18 protein-coding genes and 1 riboswitch are annotated in these 18,512 nt (G+C 71.7%); of the genes, 14 read left to right on the forward strand and 4 right to left on the reverse strand.

Features of this window, described 5'->3' with window-relative positions:
• Positions 1-10: 10 nt before the first annotated feature.
• The 10 genes from AB0I06_RS25415 to AB0I06_RS25460 all read left to right on the forward strand — a co-directional run bounded on the left by AB0I06_RS25415 (position 11) and on the right by AB0I06_RS25460 (position 9,198).
• Positions 11-1,351, forward strand: a complete 1,341-nt coding sequence (locus AB0I06_RS25415) for an ROK family transcriptional regulator (protein ID WP_363121145.1) — start codon at positions 11-13, stop codon at positions 1,349-1,351.
• A 194-nt stretch (positions 1,352-1,545) separates the two neighbouring features.
• A riboswitch (FMN riboswitch) is annotated at positions 1,546-1,676 on the forward strand.
• A gap of 144 nt (positions 1,677-1,820) precedes the next feature.
• Positions 1,821-2,429: a riboflavin synthase gene (locus AB0I06_RS25420; protein WP_363121146.1), complete on the forward strand. Its 609-nt coding sequence runs from the start codon at positions 1,821-1,823 to the stop codon at positions 2,427-2,429.
• The gene (locus AB0I06_RS25425) at positions 2,426-3,067 is read left to right on the forward strand and encodes a nicotinamide mononucleotide transporter family protein (protein WP_363121147.1); all 642 of its coding nucleotides are present in this window, start codon (positions 2,426-2,428) and stop codon (positions 3,065-3,067) included. Before AB0I06_RS25420 ends, AB0I06_RS25425 begins: the two co-directional genes overlap by 4 nt.
• On the forward strand, positions 3,064-4,365 hold the full coding sequence (locus tag AB0I06_RS25430) for a bifunctional 3,4-dihydroxy-2-butanone-4-phosphate synthase/GTP cyclohydrolase II (RefSeq protein ID WP_363121148.1): 1,302 nt from the start codon (positions 3,064-3,066) through the stop codon (positions 4,363-4,365). The genes AB0I06_RS25425 and AB0I06_RS25430 overlap by 4 nt, the downstream gene beginning before the upstream one ends.
• A gap of 20 nt (positions 4,366-4,385) precedes the next feature.
• On the forward strand, positions 4,386-4,871 hold the full coding sequence (ribH, locus tag AB0I06_RS25435) for a 6,7-dimethyl-8-ribityllumazine synthase (RefSeq protein WP_363121149.1): 486 nt from the start codon (positions 4,386-4,388) through the stop codon (positions 4,869-4,871).
• A gap of 34 nt (positions 4,872-4,905) precedes the next feature.
• Positions 4,906-5,178: a phosphoribosyl-ATP diphosphatase gene (locus AB0I06_RS25440; protein WP_019983911.1), complete on the forward strand. Its 273-nt coding sequence runs from the start codon at positions 4,906-4,908 to the stop codon at positions 5,176-5,178.
• Between the two features lie 45 nt (positions 5,179-5,223).
• Positions 5,224-6,072, forward strand: coding sequence for an ATP phosphoribosyltransferase (hisG, locus tag AB0I06_RS25445; RefSeq protein WP_363121150.1), 849 nt, complete (start codon positions 5,224-5,226; stop codon positions 6,070-6,072).
• Between the two features lie 14 nt (positions 6,073-6,086).
• Positions 6,087-6,542 (forward strand): PH domain-containing protein, encoded by a 456-nt coding sequence (locus AB0I06_RS25450; protein ID WP_363121151.1) that lies wholly within the window; start codon positions 6,087-6,089, stop codon positions 6,540-6,542.
• Positions 6,543-6,790: 248 nt separating this feature from the next.
• The gene (locus AB0I06_RS25455) at positions 6,791-8,125 is read left to right on the forward strand and encodes a hemolysin family protein (protein ID WP_363121152.1); all 1,335 of its coding nucleotides are present in this window, start codon (positions 6,791-6,793) and stop codon (positions 8,123-8,125) included.
• Positions 8,122-9,198, forward strand: coding sequence for a hemolysin family protein (locus AB0I06_RS25460; protein ID WP_363121153.1), 1,077 nt, complete (start codon positions 8,122-8,124; stop codon positions 9,196-9,198). Before AB0I06_RS25455 ends, AB0I06_RS25460 begins: the two co-directional genes overlap by 4 nt.
• A gap of 145 nt (positions 9,199-9,343) precedes the next feature.
• Here AB0I06_RS25460 and AB0I06_RS25465 read toward each other — a convergent pair whose 3' ends face one another.
• Both AB0I06_RS25465 and AB0I06_RS25470 read right to left on the reverse strand, forming a co-directional pair.
• Complete coding sequence (locus AB0I06_RS25465) at positions 9,344-11,203, reverse strand: AAA family ATPase (protein ID WP_363121205.1); 1,860 nt, start codon at positions 11,201-11,203, stop codon at positions 9,344-9,346.
• 430 nt (positions 11,204-11,633) lie between these two features.
• The gene (locus tag AB0I06_RS25470) at positions 11,634-12,290 is read right to left on the reverse strand and encodes a hypothetical protein (RefSeq protein WP_363121154.1); all 657 of its coding nucleotides are present in this window, start codon (positions 12,288-12,290) and stop codon (positions 11,634-11,636) included.
• 194 nt (positions 12,291-12,484) lie between these two features.
• Between AB0I06_RS25470 and AB0I06_RS25475 the strand changes: the two genes are divergently transcribed.
• The 3 genes from AB0I06_RS25475 (at position 12,485) to AB0I06_RS25485 (ending at position 14,828) form a co-directional block, all read left to right on the forward strand.
• Positions 12,485-13,864 carry a peptidase C39 family protein gene (locus AB0I06_RS25475; RefSeq protein WP_363121155.1) on the forward strand — a complete coding sequence of 460 codons (1,380 nt, stop codon included), beginning with the start codon at positions 12,485-12,487 and terminating at the stop codon, positions 13,862-13,864.
• 91 nt (positions 13,865-13,955) lie between these two features.
• A complete protein-coding gene (locus tag AB0I06_RS25480) occupies positions 13,956-14,096 on the forward strand; it encodes an SCO1431 family membrane protein (protein ID WP_363121156.1) in 141 nt (46 codons plus the stop codon).
• Positions 14,097-14,171: 75 nt separating this feature from the next.
• Positions 14,172-14,828, forward strand: a complete 657-nt coding sequence (locus tag AB0I06_RS25485) for a TetR/AcrR family transcriptional regulator (protein ID WP_363121157.1) — start codon at positions 14,172-14,174, stop codon at positions 14,826-14,828.
• Positions 14,829-14,875: 47 nt separating this feature from the next.
• On the opposite strand, the gene AB0I06_RS25490 is transcribed toward AB0I06_RS25485, so the two are convergent.
• Complete coding sequence (locus AB0I06_RS25490) at positions 14,876-16,141, reverse strand: glycoside hydrolase family 18 protein (protein ID WP_363121158.1); 1,266 nt, start codon at positions 16,139-16,141, stop codon at positions 14,876-14,878.
• A 331-nt stretch (positions 16,142-16,472) separates the two neighbouring features.
• On the opposite strand from AB0I06_RS25490, the gene AB0I06_RS25495 reads away from it, so the two are divergent.
• Positions 16,473-17,645, forward strand: coding sequence for an acyl-CoA dehydrogenase family protein (locus tag AB0I06_RS25495; RefSeq protein WP_363121159.1), 1,173 nt, complete (start codon positions 16,473-16,475; stop codon positions 17,643-17,645).
• A 383-nt stretch (positions 17,646-18,028) separates the two neighbouring features.
• On the opposite strand, the gene AB0I06_RS25500 is transcribed toward AB0I06_RS25495, so the two are convergent.
• Complete coding sequence (locus tag AB0I06_RS25500) at positions 18,029-18,463, reverse strand: hypothetical protein (protein WP_363121160.1); 435 nt, start codon at positions 18,461-18,463, stop codon at positions 18,029-18,031.
• Positions 18,464-18,512: the final 49 nt, after the last annotated feature.

Here is an 18,512-nt window from a genome sequence, read left to right on the forward strand (position 1 = left end):
GGATCCCGGCATGCCCGCATCCCCGAGCACCGCCCGGGCCATCAACGACCGGCTCGCCCTGCGTCTGCTCCAGCAGGAAGGCCCGTTGACGGCAGGGCGGTTGAAGCAGCTGACCGGTCTGTCCCGGCCGACCGTCGCCGACCTCGTCGAACGCCTCACGGCCGCCGGACTGATCACGGTGGTCGGCGAGACGGGGGAGCAGCGGCGCGGTCCGAACGCCAAGGTCTACGGCATCGTCGCCGACCGGGCCCACCTGGCCGCCCTCGACGTCCGCACCGAGGGCGTCGCCGTGGCCGTCGCCGACCTGGTGGGCCGGGTGCTGGCCGAGGCTTCGGTGCCCATCGGTGGCGACACGGGGACCGGCCCCGCCGTGGAGCAGGCGGTCACCCTGGTGGAGTGCGCGGTCAAGGAGGCCGGTGCCGATCGCCTGCACACCGTGGGGATCGGGGCGCCCGGTCTCATCGACCCCGCCAGCGGTGAACTGCGTGACTCCACCGGGCTGCCGGAGTGGCACCGCCGGCTCGTCGCCACGCTCCAGGAACGGCTGCCCGAGGCCCGCGTCAGCGTCGAGAACGAGACCAACCTCGCGGCGGTGGCCGAACAGCGCGACGGGGCGGCCCGGGACCGGGACACCTTCGTCCTGCTGTGGCTGGGTCACGGAACGGGAGCGGCCGTGGTCCTGGACGGCGGTCTGCGCCGCGGCGCCTCGGGTGGCACCGGCGAGATCGGCTTCCTCCCGGTCCCGGGCACGAGGGCACTGCCGACCTCGACGGACTGCGAGGGCGGCTTCCACTCCCTGGCCGCGTCGGCGGCCGTGGTGGACCTGGCGGCCCGGTGCGGTGTCGCGGCCCCGGCGGGGCAGGAGGTCTCGGCGGTGGGCGTGGTGCGGGCGGCCGCCGGTGTGGTGCGGGAGGCGGTGGGCCGGGTGCGGGGTGCGGCCCTGCCGGGACGGACGGGCCCGGTGGCGGAGGAACCTGCACACGGCAGTGCACCCGCCGCCCGTTTCCTCGACGTCCTCGCCGACCGGGTGGCCGTCGGTGTCGCCTCGGTGGTCGCCATCCTGGACCCCGGGTGTGTGGTCCTCGGCGGGGAGGTCGGGCAGGCGGGCGGCGATGAGCTCGCCGCCCGCGTGCAGGACCGGATCGCCCGCATGACGCCGCTGCCCACGGAGGTGCGCGCCACCACACTCGGCGGCGGCGCCGTCCTGCGCGGCGCGCTGCTGTCGGCGCGTGACCAGGCTCAGGAGGAGCTGTTCGCACCGGGGGAGCGGGCGCGCCTGGGAAGGCCCGACGGCGGGCAAGGGCCGTCGTCACCGCCGCCGGGCCGGTCGGTGGGGGCCGGTCGGCTCTGACGCCGACCCTAGAAAGGACTAGACCACCCGTCAATAGGTGTGGACCAATGAGGAGCCTCAACGGGCCGGGTCGATGCGGAAGTTGAGCCGCCGGTCGCGCTCCGGCAAGGAGGCGGCACGTTCTGTGAGACAGCCCACACACCTCGCCCCTCTGAACGTGGATCAGGCGTGGCACACTGGCCGTGTACCAATAGCAGCGCACTCCGGGGTCGGTGAAAGTCCGAACCGGCGGTTACAGTCCGCGACCCGGTCGCCTCCAGCGACCGGTTGACCAGGTGAAATTCCTGGACCGACGGTTAAAGTCCGGATGGGAGGCAGTGCGCGGCGAGCGGGCATCCGTGCGCGCCGCCCAGAAGTCCGCCTTCGTCGGCGGACTCCGTCCGGCGTCGTCCTTGGTGTCCTGCTCGTATCTTCTGCCGTCATCGGCAGCCCCGGAGTCCGTGCCCGAAGAGGCAGGAGGACCCGGGAAGTGTTCACCGGAATCGTCGAAGAGCTGGGCGAGGTCACCGCCGTCGAGAACCTCGACGACGCCTGTCGCTTCCGCCTGCGCGGCCCCGTCGTCACCCAAGGCGCCAAGCACGGCGACTCGATCGCCGTCAACGGGGTCTGCCTCACGGTCGTCGACCACGAGGGCGACGAGTTCACCGCCGACGTCATGGCCGAGACGCTGAACCGCTCCAGCCTCGGTGCCCTGAAGGCCGGATCCCGCGTCAACCTCGAACGCCCCATGGCCGTCGGCGAACGCCTCGGCGGGCACATCGTGCAGGGCCACGTCGACGGCACCGGCGAGATCCTGGAGCGCAAGCCCTCGGAGAACTGGGAGATCGTGAAGATCTCCCTGCCCGCCGACCTCACCCGGTACGTCGTCGAGAAGGGCTCCATCACCGTCGACGGCATCAGCCTCACCGTCGTCGACGCCGGCCCGGACCACTTCACCGTGAGCCTCATCCCCACCACCCTCGCCCTGACCACGCTCGGCCACAAGCAGCCCGGTGACCCGGTCAACCTCGAGGTGGACGTCATCGCCAAGTACGTCGAGCGGATGCTCGGCGACCGCGCGCAGGGGGCGACCCGGTGAACACGCTGAACTCCGAGGCGTTCGTCCTCTTCGGCCAGCACATCCTCTGGTCCGACATGATCGGCAACCTCTTCGGCCTCGCGGCCCTCGCCCTCGGCTGGCGGCGCTCCATCTGGACCTGGCCCGTGCAGTTCCTGGCCGGCCTCATCCTCTTCGGCGCCTTCTTCGGCCACCTCACCGGCAGCGCCGGCAAGCAGGCGGTCGTCATGCTGGTCGCCCTGTACGGCTGGTGGCAGTGGCAGCGCGGCAAGGGGCAGGGCGAGGACGGACACATCGCCGTCCGGTTCGCCACCTGGCGCGAGCGCGCCACGATGGCCGCGGCGGCCGCCGCCGGCACCGTCGGGGTGGCACTGCTCTTCACGGCGTACCCGGCCCTGTCCTGGGATCCCTGGCCGGACGCCTACATCTTCGTCGGCACCGTCGTCGCCATGTACGCCCAGGCCCGCGGCATGGTCGAGTTCTGGTTCGCCTGGCTGCTCGTCGACCTCGTCGGCGTGCCCCTCAACTTCGCCAACGGCTACGCCTTTTCCGGCTTCGTCTACGTCATCTACGGCGCGCTCGTCCTGTGGGGCATGCGCGACTGGTGGCTTCGCTCGCGCCGGAGCGCGCGACCCACCCTGGAAGGAGCGCCGGCATGACCGCCCATCCGTCACCCGCCACCGCCCTGTACGGCTCCGACGACGTGGAGATCTTTGCTCTCGACCCCGTCGAGCAGGCCATCGCCGACATCGTCGCCGGCCGCCCCGTCGTGGTCGTCGACGACGAGGACCGGGAGAACGAGGGAGACCTCGTCATCGCCGCCGAGAAGGCGACCCCCGAGATCGTCGCCTTCATGATGAGCGAGTGCCGAGGCCTGATCTGCGCCCCCATGGAGGGCGACGAGCTGGACCGGCTGAAGCTCCCGCAGATGGTCGAGGACAACACCGAGTCGATGAAGACCGCGTTCACGGTCTCCGTCGACGCCTCCGCCGCCCACGGCGTGAGCACCGGCATCTCCGCCTCCGACCGCGCCACCACCCTCCGGCTGCTCGCCGACGGGGTCTCGGGGCCCGGCGACTTCGTCCGCCCCGGCCACATCTTCCCGCTGCGCGCCCGGCCCGGCGGCGTCCTCACGCGCAACGGCCACACCGAGGCCGCCGTCGACCTCGCCCGCCTCGCGGGCCTGCGCCCGGCCGGAGCGATCGTCGAGATCGCCGGCGAGGACGGCACCATGCTGCGCCTGCCCGAGCTGATCCCCTTCGCCCGCAAGCACGGCCTGACGATCATCTCCATCGAGGACCTGATCGCCTACCGCCGCAGCAGCGAGCCCACCGTCCGCCGCGAGGCCAGGACTCAACTGCCCACCGCCCACGGCACCTTCACCGCCTACGGCTACCGCTCCACCGTCGACGGCGTCGAGCACGTCGCCCTCGTGCACGGCGAGATCGGCGACGGCCAGGACGTCCTCGTCCGGGTCCACTCCGAGTGCCTCACCGGCGACGTCTTCGGCTCGGCCCGCTGCGACTGCGGCCCCCAGCTGGACGCCTCCCTCGCCCGCATCCAGGACGAGGGCCGGGGCGTCGTGGTCTACCTGCGCGGACACGAGGGCCGGGGCATCGGCCTGATGTCCAAGCTGCGCGCCTACGAACTCCAGGAGCGCGGCCGCGACACCCTCGACGCCAACCTCGAACTCGGCCTGCCCGCCGACGCCCGCGACTACGCGGCGGGCGCCCGGATCCTCGCCGACCTCGGCGTGCGCGGCGTCCGGCTGCTGACCAACAACCCCGACAAGACCGACGCGCTCCTCCGCCACGGCATCGCGATCAAGGCCCGCGTGCCGATGCCCGTGAGCGCCGGCGAGCACAACCTCCGCTACCTGCGCACCAAGCGGGACCGGATGGGCCACGACCTGCCCTGGCTGGACACGACCACCGTGCCGGCCTGCGGCAACCAGTAACGAAGCACAGAGGGAGCAACGTGAGCGGCAAGGGTGCACCGGAGCTGTCCGTACGCAATGTGGGTGACCTCAGGGTCGCCGTCATCGCGGCCCAGTGGCACGAGAAGGTGATGAACGGCCTGGTCGACGGCGCCCTGCGCGCCCTGCACGACCTGGGCATCGACGAGCCGACCCTGCTCAGGGTCCCCGGCAGCTGGGAGCTCCCGGTCGTCGCCAAGGTCCTCGCCGGCCGCGGCTACGACGCGATCGTCGCCCTCGGCGTCGTCATCCGCGGCGGAACCCCCCACTTCGAGTACGTGTGCCAGGGCGTCACCCAGGGCCTCACCCAGGTCTCCGTCGACACCGGCGTCCCCGTCGGCTTCGGCGTACTGACCTGCGACACCGAGGAGCAGGCCCTGGACCGTGCCGGGATCGAGGGCTCCAGCGAGGACAAGGGGCACGAGGCGGTGACGGCGGCGGTGGCGACCGCGGCGACCCTCCGCTCAGTATCCGAACCCTGGCACTGACGAAAGCCGTGTGTGGCATAGGCTGAGCGTCACCATGTCCAAGAAGACGTTCGAGGAGCTCTTCACCGAGCTCCAGCACAAGGCCGCCCAGGGCGATCCCGCCACTTCCCGCACCGCAGAACTGGTCGGGAAGGGCGTCCACGCCATCGGCAAGAAGGTCGTCGAAGAGGCCGCCGAGGTGTGGATGGCCGCCGAGTACGAGGGCAAGGAAGCCGCCGCCGAGGAGATCTCGCAGCTGCTGTACCACGTCCAGGTGATGATGGTCGCCCGCGGCATCTCCCTCGACGACGTCTACGCCCACCTGTAAGCCGCACCCGTCCCCGCACGCCACCACGCAAAGGAAGCCGACCTCATGCTGCGCATCGCCGTCCCCAACAAGGGTTCCCTGTCAGGCCCTGCGGCGGAGATGCTGCATGAGGCCGGCTACCAGCAGCGCCGGGAGTCCAAGGAACTGCGGATCGTCGACCCGGTGAACGAGGTCGAGTTCTTCTACCTCCGCCCCCGCGACATCGCCATCTACGTCGCCTCCGGGCAGCTCGACATCGGCCTCACCGGCCGCGACCTGCTCATCGACTCCGGCGCCGACGCCGAGGAGATCCTCGCCCTCGGCTTCGCCCGCTCCACCTTCCACTACGCCACCAAGCCCGGCACGATCAGCGGCCTGGCGGACCTCACCGGCAAGACGATCGCCACCTCCTACGAGGGCATCGTCGCGGCCCACCTCGCCGAGCACGGCATCGACGCCTCCGTCGTCCACCTCGACGGCGCCGTCGAGACCGCCATCCAGCTCGGCGTCGCCCAGGTCATCGCCGACGTCGTCGAGACCGGCACCTCCCTGCGCAACGCGGGCCTGGAGGTCGCCGGCGAGCCGATCATGCGGTCCGAGGCCGTGGTGATCCGCCGCACCGGCGCGGACCCCGACGACCCCAAGGTCCAGCAGTTCCTGCGCCGCCTCCAGGGCGTCCTGGTCGCCCGGACGTACGTGATGATGGACTACGACTGCCGCGTCGAGCAGCTGGAGAAGGCCGTCGCCCTCACCCCCGGCCTGGAGTCCCCGACCGTCTCCCCGCTGCACAACGAGGGCTGGGTCGCCGTGCGCGCGATGGTCCCCGCCAAGGAAGCCCAGCGGATCATGGACGACCTGTACGACATCGGTGCCCGGGCCATCCTGACCACGGCCATCCACGCCTGCCGTCTCTGAGGGGCGTACGCGAGATGTCCGATCTGCCCACCCTGCCCGTCACGTTCCGGCCGGGCAGCACTCGTGCGGTGCTGCTCGGCGCGGCCGTCGCCGTCTTCGTGGTGATCACGGCCGTGGCGATGCTGCTCGAGCAGCTCAGCCCCGGAGAGCGCGTCAGCTTCGTCCTCACGGCGCTCCTGCTGGACGCCGTGCTGCTGCTCCTCGCACGGCCCAAGGTCGTCGCCGACGAGGACGGCGTCACTGTTGTCAATCTCACGAACAAGCGCCGGCTGGAGTGGGCGGAGATCCTCCAGGTGACCCTCCGGCCCGGCGACCCCTGGGTGTTCCTCAACCTCAGCGACGGCACCAGCCTGCCCGCTCTGGGCATCCAGCCGGGCCTGGCCAAGCAGCGCGCGATCGCCGATGCCCGGGCGCTGCGGGCGCTCGTCGAGGCCCGTTCGGTGACGGACCCCGAGCGGCGTCAGAGCTGACTCGGAGAGATCCTCGAGGCGGTCACCCTGCCGCATCGGGCCATGTCTTGATTAATCTGTTTCCGGAAGGCGCGAACGGACGCGCCTCCGCCCCTGCCGCCCCGCCCGGTGCGCCAGGGGCTCCTGCTAACCGAGGAGTGACCCCTTCCGGCGATGGACGGATCGTCCTGCAGTACCTGCGCCGCCCCCTGCCGACATAGCGCGGACCCCGTTGCCGGGGTAAGCGACCGTGTGGAGGCGGCGGCATCATGACCACCCCCCTGCTGCTCCTGGCAGCCGCGTTCCTGCTGATTCTCGCCAACGGATTCTTCGTGGCGGCCGAGTTCGGACTCGTGACGGTCGAGCGCCCGGAGGCCGAGAAGGCCGCCGCCGAGGGCGACCGGCGCGCCCACCGTGTCGTGGAATCGCTCAAGGAACTGTCCTTCCAGCTCTCCGGCACCCAGCTCGGCATCACCATCACCTCGCTGGTCGTCGGCATGCTCGCCGAACCGGCGCTCGCCGAGCTGCTGCACGGACCGTTCACCGCGGTCGGCGTCCCCACGGGAGCCGTCTCCGGTGTCACGGTCGTGATCGGCATGCTGCTGGCCTCCGCCGTGCAGATGGTGATCGGCGAGCTCCTGCCCAAGAACTGGGCGGTGTCCAGGCCGCTTCAGGTCGCGCGCTTCGTCGCGGGCCCGCAGCACGTCTTCGCCCGGCTGTTCCGGCCGGTCATCGCCGCGCTCAACGCCGTCGCCAACCGGCTGGTGCGCGCCCTGGGCATCGAACCCGCAGAGGAGCTGGCCTCCGCCCGCACCCCCGGCGAACTCGTCTCCCTGGCCCGCCACTCGGCCCGGGCCGGCGCCCTGGAACAGGACACCGCCGACCTGTTCGTGCGGACCCTGTCCCTGGCCGAGCTGACCGCGCAGCACGTGATGACGCCGCGCGTGAAGGTCAGCGCCCTGCAGTCCTCGGCCACCGCCGAGGACGTGGTCAACCTGACCCGGGCCACCGGCCTGTCCCGCTTCCCCGTCTACCGCGAGAGGATCGACGAGGTCGTCGGCATGGTCCACCTCAAGGACGCCCTGGCCGTGCCGGTCCAGGACCGGCTGCGCACCCCCGTCGGACGCATCGCCCGCCCGGCGCTGCTCGTGCCGGAGACGCTGCCCGTGCAGCCCCTCCTCGCCCGGCTGCGCAGCGAGCAGCCCATCGCGGTCGTCGTCGACGAGTACGGCGGCACCGCGGGCGTCGTCACGCTGGAGGACATCGTCGAGGAACTCGTCGGCGAGGTCCGCGACGAGCACGACGGACACGACCTGCCCGAGCTGGCGGCCGCGCCGCCTGAGGACGGCAGGCCCGCCTGGGACGTCGACGGCAGCTGCCGGGTCGACACCCTGCGGCGCATAGGCCTCGAAGCGCCCGAGGGCCCCTACGAGACCGTCGCGGGCCTGATCGCCGACCTGCTGGGCCGTATCCCGGCCGTCGGCGACAAGGCGGAGCTGCCCGGCTGGCGCCTCTCGGTGCGCCAGGTCGGCCACTACCGCGCGGAACGGGTCCGGCTGGTGCGGACCGCTCCGGTCGTCTCCCTGGCGGAGGCCGTCCGATGAGCGTGCTCCAGCTTCTCTTCGCAGCGCTGCTCGTGCTCGCCAACGGCTTCTTCGTCGGCGCCGAGTTCGCGCTGGTCTCCGTCCGCCGCAGCCAGATCGAACCGCTCGGCACCGCCCGCTCCCGCCAGGTCCTCTACGGTCTGGAGCGGCTGCCGCAGATGATGGCGGCGGCCCAGTTCGGCATCACCGTCTGCTCGCTGACCCTCGGCGCGGTCGCCGAACCGACCGTCGCGCATCTGCTGGAGCCGGTCTTCGAGCGGATCCACCTGCCCGAGGGCGTGATCCATCCGCTGACCTACGTGATCGCCCTCGCCGCCGTGGTCTTCTTCCACCTCGTCATCGGCGAGATGGTCCCGAAGAACCTGGCGATGGCCGCCCCGGAGAAGGCCGCGCTGTGGCTCAGCCCGGGCCTGGTCTGGTTCGCCCGCTTCTGCAAGCCCATCACCGCCGCCCTCGGCGCCTGCGCCCAGGGCATCCTGCGGCTCTTCCACGTCGAGCCCAAGGACGAGGTGGAGGCCGTCTTCACCAGCGAGCAGCTCAACCGGCTGGTGGAGGACGCCGGCCAGGCGGGTCTGCTCAACCCGGAGGAGGCCGAACGACTGGAGGACGCCCTGGAGCTGGGCTCCCGCCCCGTGACGGACGTCCTGCTCAAGCGCGAGTCCCTGGTGACGGTCAGCCCCTCGGTCACCCCCGGGCGCATCGTGGAGCTCACGGCCCGCACGGGCTACTCACGGTTCCCGGTCGCCGCCGACAACGGCGTGTTCATGGGCTATCTGCACGTCAAGGACGTCCTCGACCTGGAGGACTCGGACCGGGCCGTCCCGCAGCACCTGTGGCGCTCCATGACGACCCTGCGCTCCGAGCTGCCGCTGGACGACGCGCTGACCGTGATGCGCCGCGCGGCCACGCACCTCGCCCAGGTGGCCGACAGGTCCGGGAAGGTGCTCGGACTGGTCGCGCTGGAGGACGTGCTGGAGCTGCTGGTCGGGGAGGTGCGGGACCCCGCGCATCGCGAGGTGCCGGAGGTCCGCGTCACCGAGCCTCGCAGCAACGAGGAGGCGTTGGCGTCGTAGGTGTTCGGCCGCGGGCGCGGGGGCCGATCGCACGGCTTTCCGCGCCCCCCGGACAGGTGGGCGCAGTTCGGCCGGCCTTCACCGCACCCACTCAGGGGCGCGGGGAACTGGGCGAGGAGCCCCCACCGGCCCGCGGCCGGCGAACTCACATCGCCGACGGATCCTGCGGCCCCCGCCCCGACAGGACCTCCCCGTACGCCTGCATCAGGTCCGGCAGCCGCAGCGTCGCCAGATCCTCCCGGCCCAGCACGCCGGGATACACCGACAGCCGCAGATCCCGGTACGCACAGCTCTTCTCGTACAGCGTCCGCAGGAACCGCCCGTTGCCCAGCTCGTCGATCCACCCCTGGTCCACCACGTGCCCGGCGATGGACCGCAGCTCGTCGAGGGCCTCCTCGTCCCACAGGTCGCCGTTCTCCGCCGCCAGCACCTTGCCGATCTCGGTGAGTTCCAGGGGCCGGTACGACGGGAAGTCGACGCGGGTGGTGAACCGGGACGACAGCCCGGGGTTGGCGGCGAGCAGGCGGTCCATGCCCTCCGGATAGCCGGCGAGGATCACCACGAGATGGTCGCGGTTGTCCTCCGCGCGCTTCAGCAGCACCTGGAGGGCCTCGTCGCCGTACGCGTCGCCCTTGCCGTAGCCCGAGTTGGACAGCGAGTAGGCCTCGTCGACGAAGAGGACGCCCCCGAGGGCGGAGTCGATCAGTTCGTTGGCCTTCACGGCCGTCTGCCCGAGGTACTCACCGACCAGGTCGGCCCGCTGGGCCTCCACGAGATGGTCGCCGCCGAGCAGCCCGAGGGCGTAGAAGACGCGGCCGAGGATGCGGGCGACGGTGGTCTTGCCGGTGCCGGAGGGGCCGGAGAAGACGAAGTGGCGTTTCGGCGGCTGGACCGGAAGGCCCTGCCCGGCCCGCAGCCGGGCCATGTTCAGCTGCGCCGACAACGCCTTGACCTGGCGCTTCACCGGCTCCAGACCCACCATGCGCTCCAGCTCGGCGAGTGCCTCCTCCAGTAACGCCGGGTCGGTCGGCCCGGCCGGCAGGGTGGAAGCCGGGCCGGCCCTCTCGCGCACGGGCGGGACGGTCACCGGCGGCAGGGGAGCGAGGGGCGGCTCGGGGTCGGGCAGCCTCAGATCGCGCCCTTCGAGGCCGAAGAGCGGATCGAACCCGTCCGGCCCGTCCACGACGTCCTGGCCCGCACCGGTGAGCGTGATCGCGGCGAAGTCCGTGGCGTCGTCGTACCCGTCGCCCTCGGCGATCGCGGCGAGCCGGGCGGAGGTGTCCATGAAGGCCGGATCGACCCGGTGCACGGCCCGGTACAGGGGGAGCGCGGCGGCGCTGCGGCCGGTGCCCTCGTGCGCCCGGGCCAGCCAGTAACGCAGCTCCTTGCGCTGCGGCTGCTCACTGCGGCAGCGCATCAACGCGGCGGACAGCAGCGGCTCGGCCTGGCCGTACATCTCCAGACGGACCCGGGCCATGCCGCCGAACAGGCCCGCCTCGATGCCGAGCATCGGGTCGTCGAGCAGCGGGTCGGTGTGGCGGACCAGCTGGTCCCAGTCCTTGACCAAGTAGGCGCGGCAGGCGTGCAGGAAGCGGACCTGGTGGTCGGTGTCCACCGGCGGCAGTCCGGCGAGCGCCCGGTCCAGTTCGGGGACGTGGCGCCCGTCCAGCCAGTGGGAGGCGTGCGCGAGCAGCAGGTCGCGGGGGCTCTCCAGCACGGGCTGCACCCACCAGCCCAGCCAGTACCAGGAGTTGAGCGTGCGACGGTAGCGGGAGCGCTGCTCCCCGAAGCGGTCCCGGTGCCGGAACATCCGCAGCAGCGCGGTTGTCGTGTCGACGCGCAGCGCGTGCAGTCCGAGCCAGCCGTCGGCCATCCCGGAGTCCATGCGCACGGCGGCCCGGAACTCCTCCTCCGCCTGCGGATAGGCCCCCATGGTGTAGGCGTCCACGCCTCGCAGCCAGGCGAGGTCGGCCGGGGCCTGAGGGCCCTGCGTGCCGAAGTCCATCACGTCCCCCACGAACCGTGCCCCCGTCGGTATGCCAACGAACCGTCCCCCGGCCGGCTGCCCTGCTCGAACCGCGCTGCCACGGACCGGAGTTGCACCGTGCGCCGGGCAACCGTCCGACAGGTCGCGACGAGGGCATCGTACCGTCGGGGGCCGCGCCCCCGTAGGGGGCCGCACGGGCCGTTCGGCGAGGTGGGAACGGGCGCGGCGTACTGCTCATGGTGACCCAGGGTGAGCATTCGGCGCCCCGCGGCGGCCGGAGAACCGCAAGAAGGCAGAACGAAGCCCCCGATCACGGGGGAACAACCGGGGGCTTCGCGTCTGGGGGCGGCTCCGATGCCGCTCATTGAGAACGTAAGACCTGTACGGCCCAGCGGTCAAGCGGAGTTGGAGCACTCCGGCAAGTTGTCCCGCAAGCCTCTTCACAAGTTCAGCACACTGCGGGCGGTCCGTCACCGTGCGTGAGGGGCTGGTCCGGTCCAACGGTCCCGGCGGGTCCCGCCAGCACCTCATATCCCTGGGCGCGCTGCCGTACCAGTAGGTCGGCGAACGGCCGCGAGGGATCGTCGGCGAAGTGCCGGCGCTCCGCCGCGACCCATCCGTTCCAGAACTCCCGCTGCTTCTCCCCGTCCCGCGACCGTCCCCGCGCCCAGGCCTGCTCGCGCGCCAGCTCCATCCACAGCAGCAGCGCCAGGTGGGGGCGCAGTGCCCGGCGGCCCGCTCCGACGCCCTCCACCAGGACCACCGGCGCGGGCGGGAGCGGCAGCGGCGGGCCGAAGCGGCGCTCGCGCCAGTCGTAGGGCGTGTAGTGCGCGGTCCGGCTTTGCGAGAGCGGTTCGATCACCTGCTCCCGCAGCCGCCCGGTCCAGTCGAAGAGCGCGTCGTGGCTGGCGATGTCGTCGAGGCGCAGCACCGGCGCGCCCCCGAGCGCCCCGGCCAACTGCCCGGCGAACGTGCTCTTTCCGGACCCGGCGTGCCCGTCGACGCCGACCAGCCGGACCGGACCGCAGGAGGGGGAGAGGCGGCGGATCCGGGCGGCCAGGTCGCGGACGGCGGGTCCCGGTACGGGGGAAAGTGGCGGATTCATCTCGCGCAGCACTCTAACGACGGGGGCCTGGGCGGATGCCACTGGTCGACGCCAATATTGGTGGGCGTGGCGCGCGTCGAAGTGCTGGCAGGACACGGCGGGCTGTGCTCATATGTGGCGCACGCACGGATCCGACGACCGTGCACGGACCTGCTCCTGCTCCTGCCCGACTCCGACATCCGGGGGTCCCCGCCATGCGCAGTGCCGAACAGCCGTCCCGCAGAACCGTCCTGGCCGCCGCGGTCGCCGCCGCCGTCACCTCCGGCGCGGGAACGGCGGCCGCCGACCCCGAGGCCCCCATGACGACCGACACCGCAGCCCCCGCCCGCGCGGTCCCGGCCCGCACCGTCGACAACCGGGCCTGGGTCTCCTACGGCGACTGGGGCGGCGGCACCGCCAAGGGCACCCGGGCCGTCGCGGGCACCCGCCCCGGCCTGGTGATCGGCAAGCCGGCCGGAACGGCCGACTACACGGACCCGCACACCGGCACCACGGCGGCGTGGCAGTACGGCACCTGGACCTCCCCGGTCCACCGCCTCACGGTCCCCGCGACCGAGGCCATCGTCTCCTGGAACGCGCACACCCCGGCCGGCACCTGGATCCAGATCGAGATCAAGGGCACCTACACCGACGGCACCGGTACGCCCTGGTACGTGATGGGCCGCTGGGCGGCCGGCGACCAGGACATCCGGCGCACCTCGGTCGACGGGCAGGGTGACGGCAAGAGCAGTGTCTGGACCGACACCCTGGCGATCGACGACCCGTCGACCGGCCTGCGCCTGGCCTCGTACCGGCTGCGCCTGACCCTCTACCGCAAGCCCGGCGGCAAGCTCACCCCCACCGTGTGGCGGCTCGGCGCGATGGGTTCCGACGTGCCCGACCGGTTCACCGTCCCGGCCTCCAGGCCCGGCCTGGCGAAGGAACTGGCCGTCCCGCGCTACTCGCAGGAGATCCACAAGGGTCAGTACCCCGAGTACGACAACGGCGGCGAGGCCTGGTGCAGCCCGACCTCCTCCCAGATGATCATCGAGTACTGGGGCGGCCGGCTCACCGAGAAGCAGCTCGCCTGGGTCGATCCGTCGTACGCCGATCCCCAGGTCTGCCACGCGGCCCGCTACACCTACGACCACCAGTACGCGGGCTGCGGCAACTGGCCGTTCAACGCCGCCTACGCGGCCACCTTCAAGGACCTCCGGGGTGTGGTCACGCGGCTCGGCTCGCTCACCGACCTGGAGACGCTGATCGCGGCGGGCATCCCGGCCATAACGTCCCAGTCGTTCCTGAAGGAGGAGCTGACCGGCGCCGGGTACGGCACCGCCGGGCACCTGATGACCGTCATCGGGTTCACCGCCGACGGCGACGTGATCGCCAACGACCCGTTCTCCGCGAGCAACGAGGCCGTGCGGCGCGTCTACCGCAGACGCGACTGGGAGAACATCTGGCTCAGGACGAAGCGGTACAACGCCTCCGGCAAGGTCGTCTCCGGCACCGGTGGCGTCTGCTACCTCTACTTCCCCGCGCGTCCCAGTGCTGCCCAGCGCAAGGCGCTGGCGGCCGTGGGCGTGCGCGTGTGAGCAAGCTCTCGGCCGCAAAAGCCGCTTGCGGTGGCAAGGTGGACAGGACTTCGGGGGGAGTCCGTCCGCACCGCCGACCTTGCGAGAAGCCATGACCGCGCACTCCGTCACCGCCCCCCGCGTCCGCACCGGAGGCCCCCGGGACGACGGCCCGAAGATCGTCGAGCACGTCATGGGATGGGCCCTCGTCGTGGTCGTGGCGATGCTCGTGACCCAGCTCGGGCTGCTGTGACCTGACCCACGGCCCCGGCGTGAGGCCTGCCATACTGCGAAGGTCCCACCCCGCCCGTTGAGACCAGGGTCGAAATTGAATATCAGCCCCCAGCCTGCCGCGCGTCCCAGAGCCCGCGGCACCGAGCGCTCGATGGCGCGCCGTGCCGAACTCATCGCCATCGGGCGGAGGTTGTTCGCCGACACCTCCTACGACGCACTGTCGATGGACGACATCGCCCGGCAGGCGCACGTCGCCAAGGGGCTGATCTACTACTACTTCCATTCCAAGCGCGGCTACTACCTGGCCATCGTCCAGGACTCGGTCACCGACCTGCTCACCCTCGCGGCGAGCGGTCCCGAACTGCCCCCGGTCGACCGGCTCCAGCGCACCATCGACAGCTACCTGCGCTACGCCGAGCACAACCAGGCCGCGTACCGCACGATCGTCAGCGGCGGGGTCGGCTTCGACACCGAGGTGCACGCCATCCGCGACGGCGTGCGCGAGGCCGTCGTCACCACCATCGCCGAAGGCGTCTACCGCCGTGTCGACATCGCGCCGCTGGCGCGGATGGGGCTGCTGGCCTGGGTGTGCAGCGTCGAGGGTGCGACGCTCGAGTGGATCGACCGCCCCGAACTGCCCCGCGACACCATGTGCGAGCTGCTGGTGAAGACCCTCGGCGGTGCGCTGCGCGCGATCGAGGAGCTCGACCCGTCCTACCCGGCCCCGCGGCCCGCCCGCCGGGGCGCGTGACACAGGGGCGGAGGGTCCGCCGCGGACCTCCGCCCCCGCTCGGGGTGTTACCTGATGGCCTTGATCAGCTCACCGTTGGCGGTGTCGCCGCTCAGCTCCCAGAAGAACGTGCCGCCCAGACCCTGCTGGTTCTTGTAGGTCATCTTGGTGCCGATGGTCGCCGGGGTGTCGTAACTCCACCAGTCGCCGCCGCACTTGGCGTACGCCGTGCCGGCCACCGTCCCGGTCGCCGGGCACTTGGTCCTGAGCACCTTGTAGTCCTCGATGCCCTGCTCGTAGGTGCCCGCAGCCGGGCCGGTCGCGGTACCGCCCGGGGCGGACTGCGTGACACCGGTCCAGCCGCGGCCGTAGAAGCCGATGCCGAGCAGCAGCTTCGAGGCGGGGATGCCGAGGCCCTTGAGCTTGGCGATGGTCGCCGAGGTGTGGTTGTCCGCCTTCGGGATCCCGGTGTACGAGGTCAGCGGCGAGTGCGGGGCCGTCGGCCCGGTGGCGTCCCAGGCGCCGAAGAAGTCGTACGTCATCGGGTTGTACCAGTCGACGTACGGGGCGGCGCCCGCGTAGTCCGCCGCGTCGATCTTGCCGCCCGGGGTGGCGTCGGCGGTGATCGCCGCCGTCACGAGGTTCTTCGGGCCGAACGTGCTCCGCAGCGCCTGCATCACGTTCTTGAAGGCCGCCTTGCCGCTGGTGTCGCAGGTGGCCCCGCAGGCGTTCGGGTACTCCCAGTCGACGTCGATGCCGTCGAAGACGTCGGCCCACTTGGAGTTCTCGACCAGGTCGTAGCAGGAGCGGGCGAAGGCGGCCGGGTTCTTCGCGGCCTCGCCGAACCCGCCCGACCAGGTCCAGCCGCCGAAGGACCACAGGACCTTGAGGTTCGGGTGCTTCTGCTTCAGCTTGCGCAACTGGTTGAAGTTGCCGCGCAGCGGCTGGTCCCAGGTGTCGGCCTTGCCGTCGACCGACTCGGCGGCGGTGTAGGCCCGGTCGGTGGCGGCGTAGCCGTCGCCCATGGCGCACCTGCCGCCGGTGACGTTGCCGAAGGCGTAGTTGATGTGGGTGAGCCTGCCGGCCGACCCGGACGTCTCGATGTTCTTGACGTGGTACTTGCGGTCGTAGGTGCCCCATTCGGTGAAGTACCCGAGGACCTTGGAACCGGCGGCATCGGCCTGCGGCGCGGCCTCGACGTCTGCGGCGGCCTCCTGAGCCGAGGTCGCCGCGGAGGCGGAGGTGCCCGCGCCGGCCAGCAGACCGGCGCCGAGGACGGCGCAGCACGCCGCGGACACGATGGCCCGGAAGCGGGAAGGGTGGGGGGTGTGCATCCGGTGTCTCCTCGTGGGGAGAGGGAACGCTCGCCGATTGGCATGAACGCGGTGAATCGGTGGAGCGAAACAGTAGGAGGACTAGACCAGTTGGGTCAATGGTTCGGACCAATTTCGCCTCCCGGGATGCGCTCGGCCCTTTCTTGAAGTAAGCGGTCGTTAACTGGTGACGGGATGCCTCCGATCGGGCATACTCACAGCGCACAGCCGCTGGTCAGCAGCGTCCGAGACCCGGGACTGCAAGCATCGGCCAGGCACCAGAACGACCCGGCGGCGTCGCCCCCACCCATGGGCCCGTCCGCCAGTGCCCGACAGGGAGGAGAGCGTCGCCATGCCCGACCGCGCCCCGCAGCCGGTGGACCGACAACTGCCCACGGAGGAGGCCCGGGACCTGATCTCGCTCGTGCGCGACATCGCGCAGCGGGAGATCGCCCCGAAGGCGGCCGAGGAGGAGGACGCCGGCCGCTTCCCGCGCGAGCTGTTCACCCTGCTCTCCCGCTCCGGCCTGCTCGGCCTGCCCTACGACTCCGAGTACGGCGGCGGCGATCAGCCCTACGAGGTCTACCTCCAGGTGCTGGAGGAGCTCGCCGCGGCCCGTCTCACCGTCGGCCTCGGCGTCAGCGTCCACTCCCTGGCCTCCTACGCCCTCGCCGCCTACGGCACCAAGGAGCAGCAGGTCGAGCACCTGCCCGCGATGCTCGGCGGCGGCCTCCTCGGCGCCTACTGTCTCTCCGAGCCGCACTCCGGCTCGGACGCGGCGGCCCTGCGCACCAAGGCCGTGCGGGACGGCGACGACTGGGTCATCAGCGGCACCAAGGCCTGGATCACCCACGGCGGCATCGCCGACTTCTACACGGTCATGGCCCGCACCGGCGAGGAGGGCCCGCGCGGGATCACGGCCTTCCTGGTGCCGGGCGACGCCGAGGGCGTGAGCGCCGCGGCGCCCGAGAAGAAGATGGGCATGAAGGGCTCGCCCACCGCGCAGGTCCACTTCGACGGCGTCCGGGTCGGCGACGACCGGCGCATCGGGGAGGAGGGCCAGGGCTTCGCGATCGCCCTGTCCTCGCTCGACTCGGGTCGGCTCGGCATCTCGGCCTGCGCGATCGGCGTGGCGCAGGCCGCGCTCGACGAGGCACTGGCCTACGCGGCCGAAAGGCGCCAGTTCGGCAAGCCGATCGCCGACTTCCAGGGGCTGCGCTTCATGCTCGCCGACATGGCGACCCAGATCGAGGCGGGCCGCGCCCTTTACCTCGCGGCGGCCCGGCTCAAGGACGCGGGCCGGCCGTTCGCACGGCAGGCCGCCATGGCCAAACTGCACTGCACCGACACGGCGATGCGGGTCACCACCGACGCCGTGCAGATCCTCGGCGGCTACGGCTACACCGCCGACTTCCCGGCCGAACGCTACATGCGCGAGGCCAAGGTGCTCCAGATCGTCGAGGGCACCAACCAGATCCAGCGCATGGTCATCGCCCGCCATCTCGTGGGTCCAGAGGGACGCTGAACTGGTCGAGCCCCCGCCAGGGGGCCGCGAGCCGCATCCACTCCGGGTCGTGACGACCCGGCAGGGTGCGGCCGCGCTCGGCCCACGCGCGCATCAAGTCGCGGTAGATCGGCGGGTCCTGGTAGCGGGGCGGAGTCGGCCGAACCGATTCTGCGGGCGGCGGGACGTACAGGAGGCGCTGACGCCCGGTCGCTGAGGAGATGGGGGTCATACCAGGGCAACGCGGCAGAGCCCGGACAGGTCACCGGACGGTGGAATCGGGCGTGCGTTCACCGCCGCCCGGCTCCCGGCGGCTCCGGACGCACTGATCCCGCACCACGGCGGTCTGCGGCCGTGGCGCGGGGCAGCTGGGGAAGGGAGCGAGCGGGCGAAGAGGGCCGCGCTCAGGCCGCCTGGCGGCGCATGACGGGGACCCTGATGGGGCGCGAGCCCGGTCCGCCGACGTGCGAGAAGGGCTGGGTCCGCCAGTCGAGCCCCTGAGGGAGCGTCAACAGCAGGGCGGTGTCCTGCTCCTGCGGTTCCACGGACTCGTCCGCCGGGCGGGCGTCCATGGCCCTGCGGCCGGTTCCGGCGCAGACCGTGAGTCCGAAGGGGTTCCACGGCGAGGCGCACATCGCGTGTTCCGGCAGAACCTCCTCGTCCGCCAGCAGGGCGATGGGCTGCGCGCAGTCCGGGCAGACGACCCGGAACATCTCGAACGTGTCGTAGTCGTCGAGTTCGTCGTCGTAGGCGTCGGGTTCGACGCCCTCCGGCTCGGGCTCGATGACGAGCTGCTGCCGCTTGGGTGCGGTGCGACCAGGGCGCTTAAGACTCTGCATTGGGTTCTCCCCCTCGGACTGGGCCGTATCAGGCACTGCGGCCTCGGCC

The organism is Streptomyces sp. NPDC050674, from assembly GCF_040654575.1.
Taxonomy (GTDB): Bacteria; Actinomycetota; Actinomycetes; order Streptomycetales; family Streptomycetaceae; genus Streptomyces.

Excerpts from the sequence above, each read along its gene's own strand:
- AB0I06_RS25465 (WP_363121205.1), bottom strand. The coding sequence starts at position 11,203 with ATGGACTTCGGCACGCAGGGCCCTCAGGCCCCGGCCGACCTCGCCTGG.
- AB0I06_RS25440 (WP_019983911.1), top strand. The coding sequence starts at position 4,906 with ATGTCCAAGAAGACGTTCGAGGAGCTCTTCACCGAGCTCCAGCACAAG.
- AB0I06_RS25480 (WP_363121156.1), top strand. The coding sequence starts at position 13,956 with ATGACCGCGCACTCCGTCACCGCCCCCCGCGTCCGCACCGGAGGCCCC.
- AB0I06_RS25430 (WP_363121148.1), top strand. The coding sequence starts at position 3,064 with ATGACCGCCCATCCGTCACCCGCCACCGCCCTGTACGGCTCCGACGAC.
- AB0I06_RS25455 (WP_363121152.1), top strand. The coding sequence starts at position 6,791 with ATGACCACCCCCCTGCTGCTCCTGGCAGCCGCGTTCCTGCTGATTCTC.
- hisG (WP_363121150.1), top strand. The coding sequence starts at position 5,224 with ATGCTGCGCATCGCCGTCCCCAACAAGGGTTCCCTGTCAGGCCCTGCG.
- AB0I06_RS25470 (WP_363121154.1), bottom strand. The coding sequence starts at position 12,290 with ATGAATCCGCCACTTTCCCCCGTACCGGGACCCGCCGTCCGCGACCTG.
- AB0I06_RS25475 (WP_363121155.1), top strand. The coding sequence starts at position 12,485 with ATGCGCAGTGCCGAACAGCCGTCCCGCAGAACCGTCCTGGCCGCCGCG.
- AB0I06_RS25500 (WP_363121160.1), bottom strand. The coding sequence starts at position 18,463 with ATGCAGAGTCTTAAGCGCCCTGGTCGCACCGCACCCAAGCGGCAGCAG.
- AB0I06_RS25490 (WP_363121158.1), bottom strand. The coding sequence starts at position 16,141 with ATGCACACCCCCCACCCTTCCCGCTTCCGGGCCATCGTGTCCGCGGCG.
- AB0I06_RS25460 (WP_363121153.1), top strand. The coding sequence starts at position 8,122 with ATGAGCGTGCTCCAGCTTCTCTTCGCAGCGCTGCTCGTGCTCGCCAAC.
- AB0I06_RS25450 (WP_363121151.1), top strand. The coding sequence starts at position 6,087 with ATGTCCGATCTGCCCACCCTGCCCGTCACGTTCCGGCCGGGCAGCACT.
- AB0I06_RS25415 (WP_363121145.1), top strand. The coding sequence starts at position 11 with ATGCCCGCATCCCCGAGCACCGCCCGGGCCATCAACGACCGGCTCGCC.
- AB0I06_RS25495 (WP_363121159.1), top strand. The coding sequence starts at position 16,473 with ATGCCCGACCGCGCCCCGCAGCCGGTGGACCGACAACTGCCCACGGAG.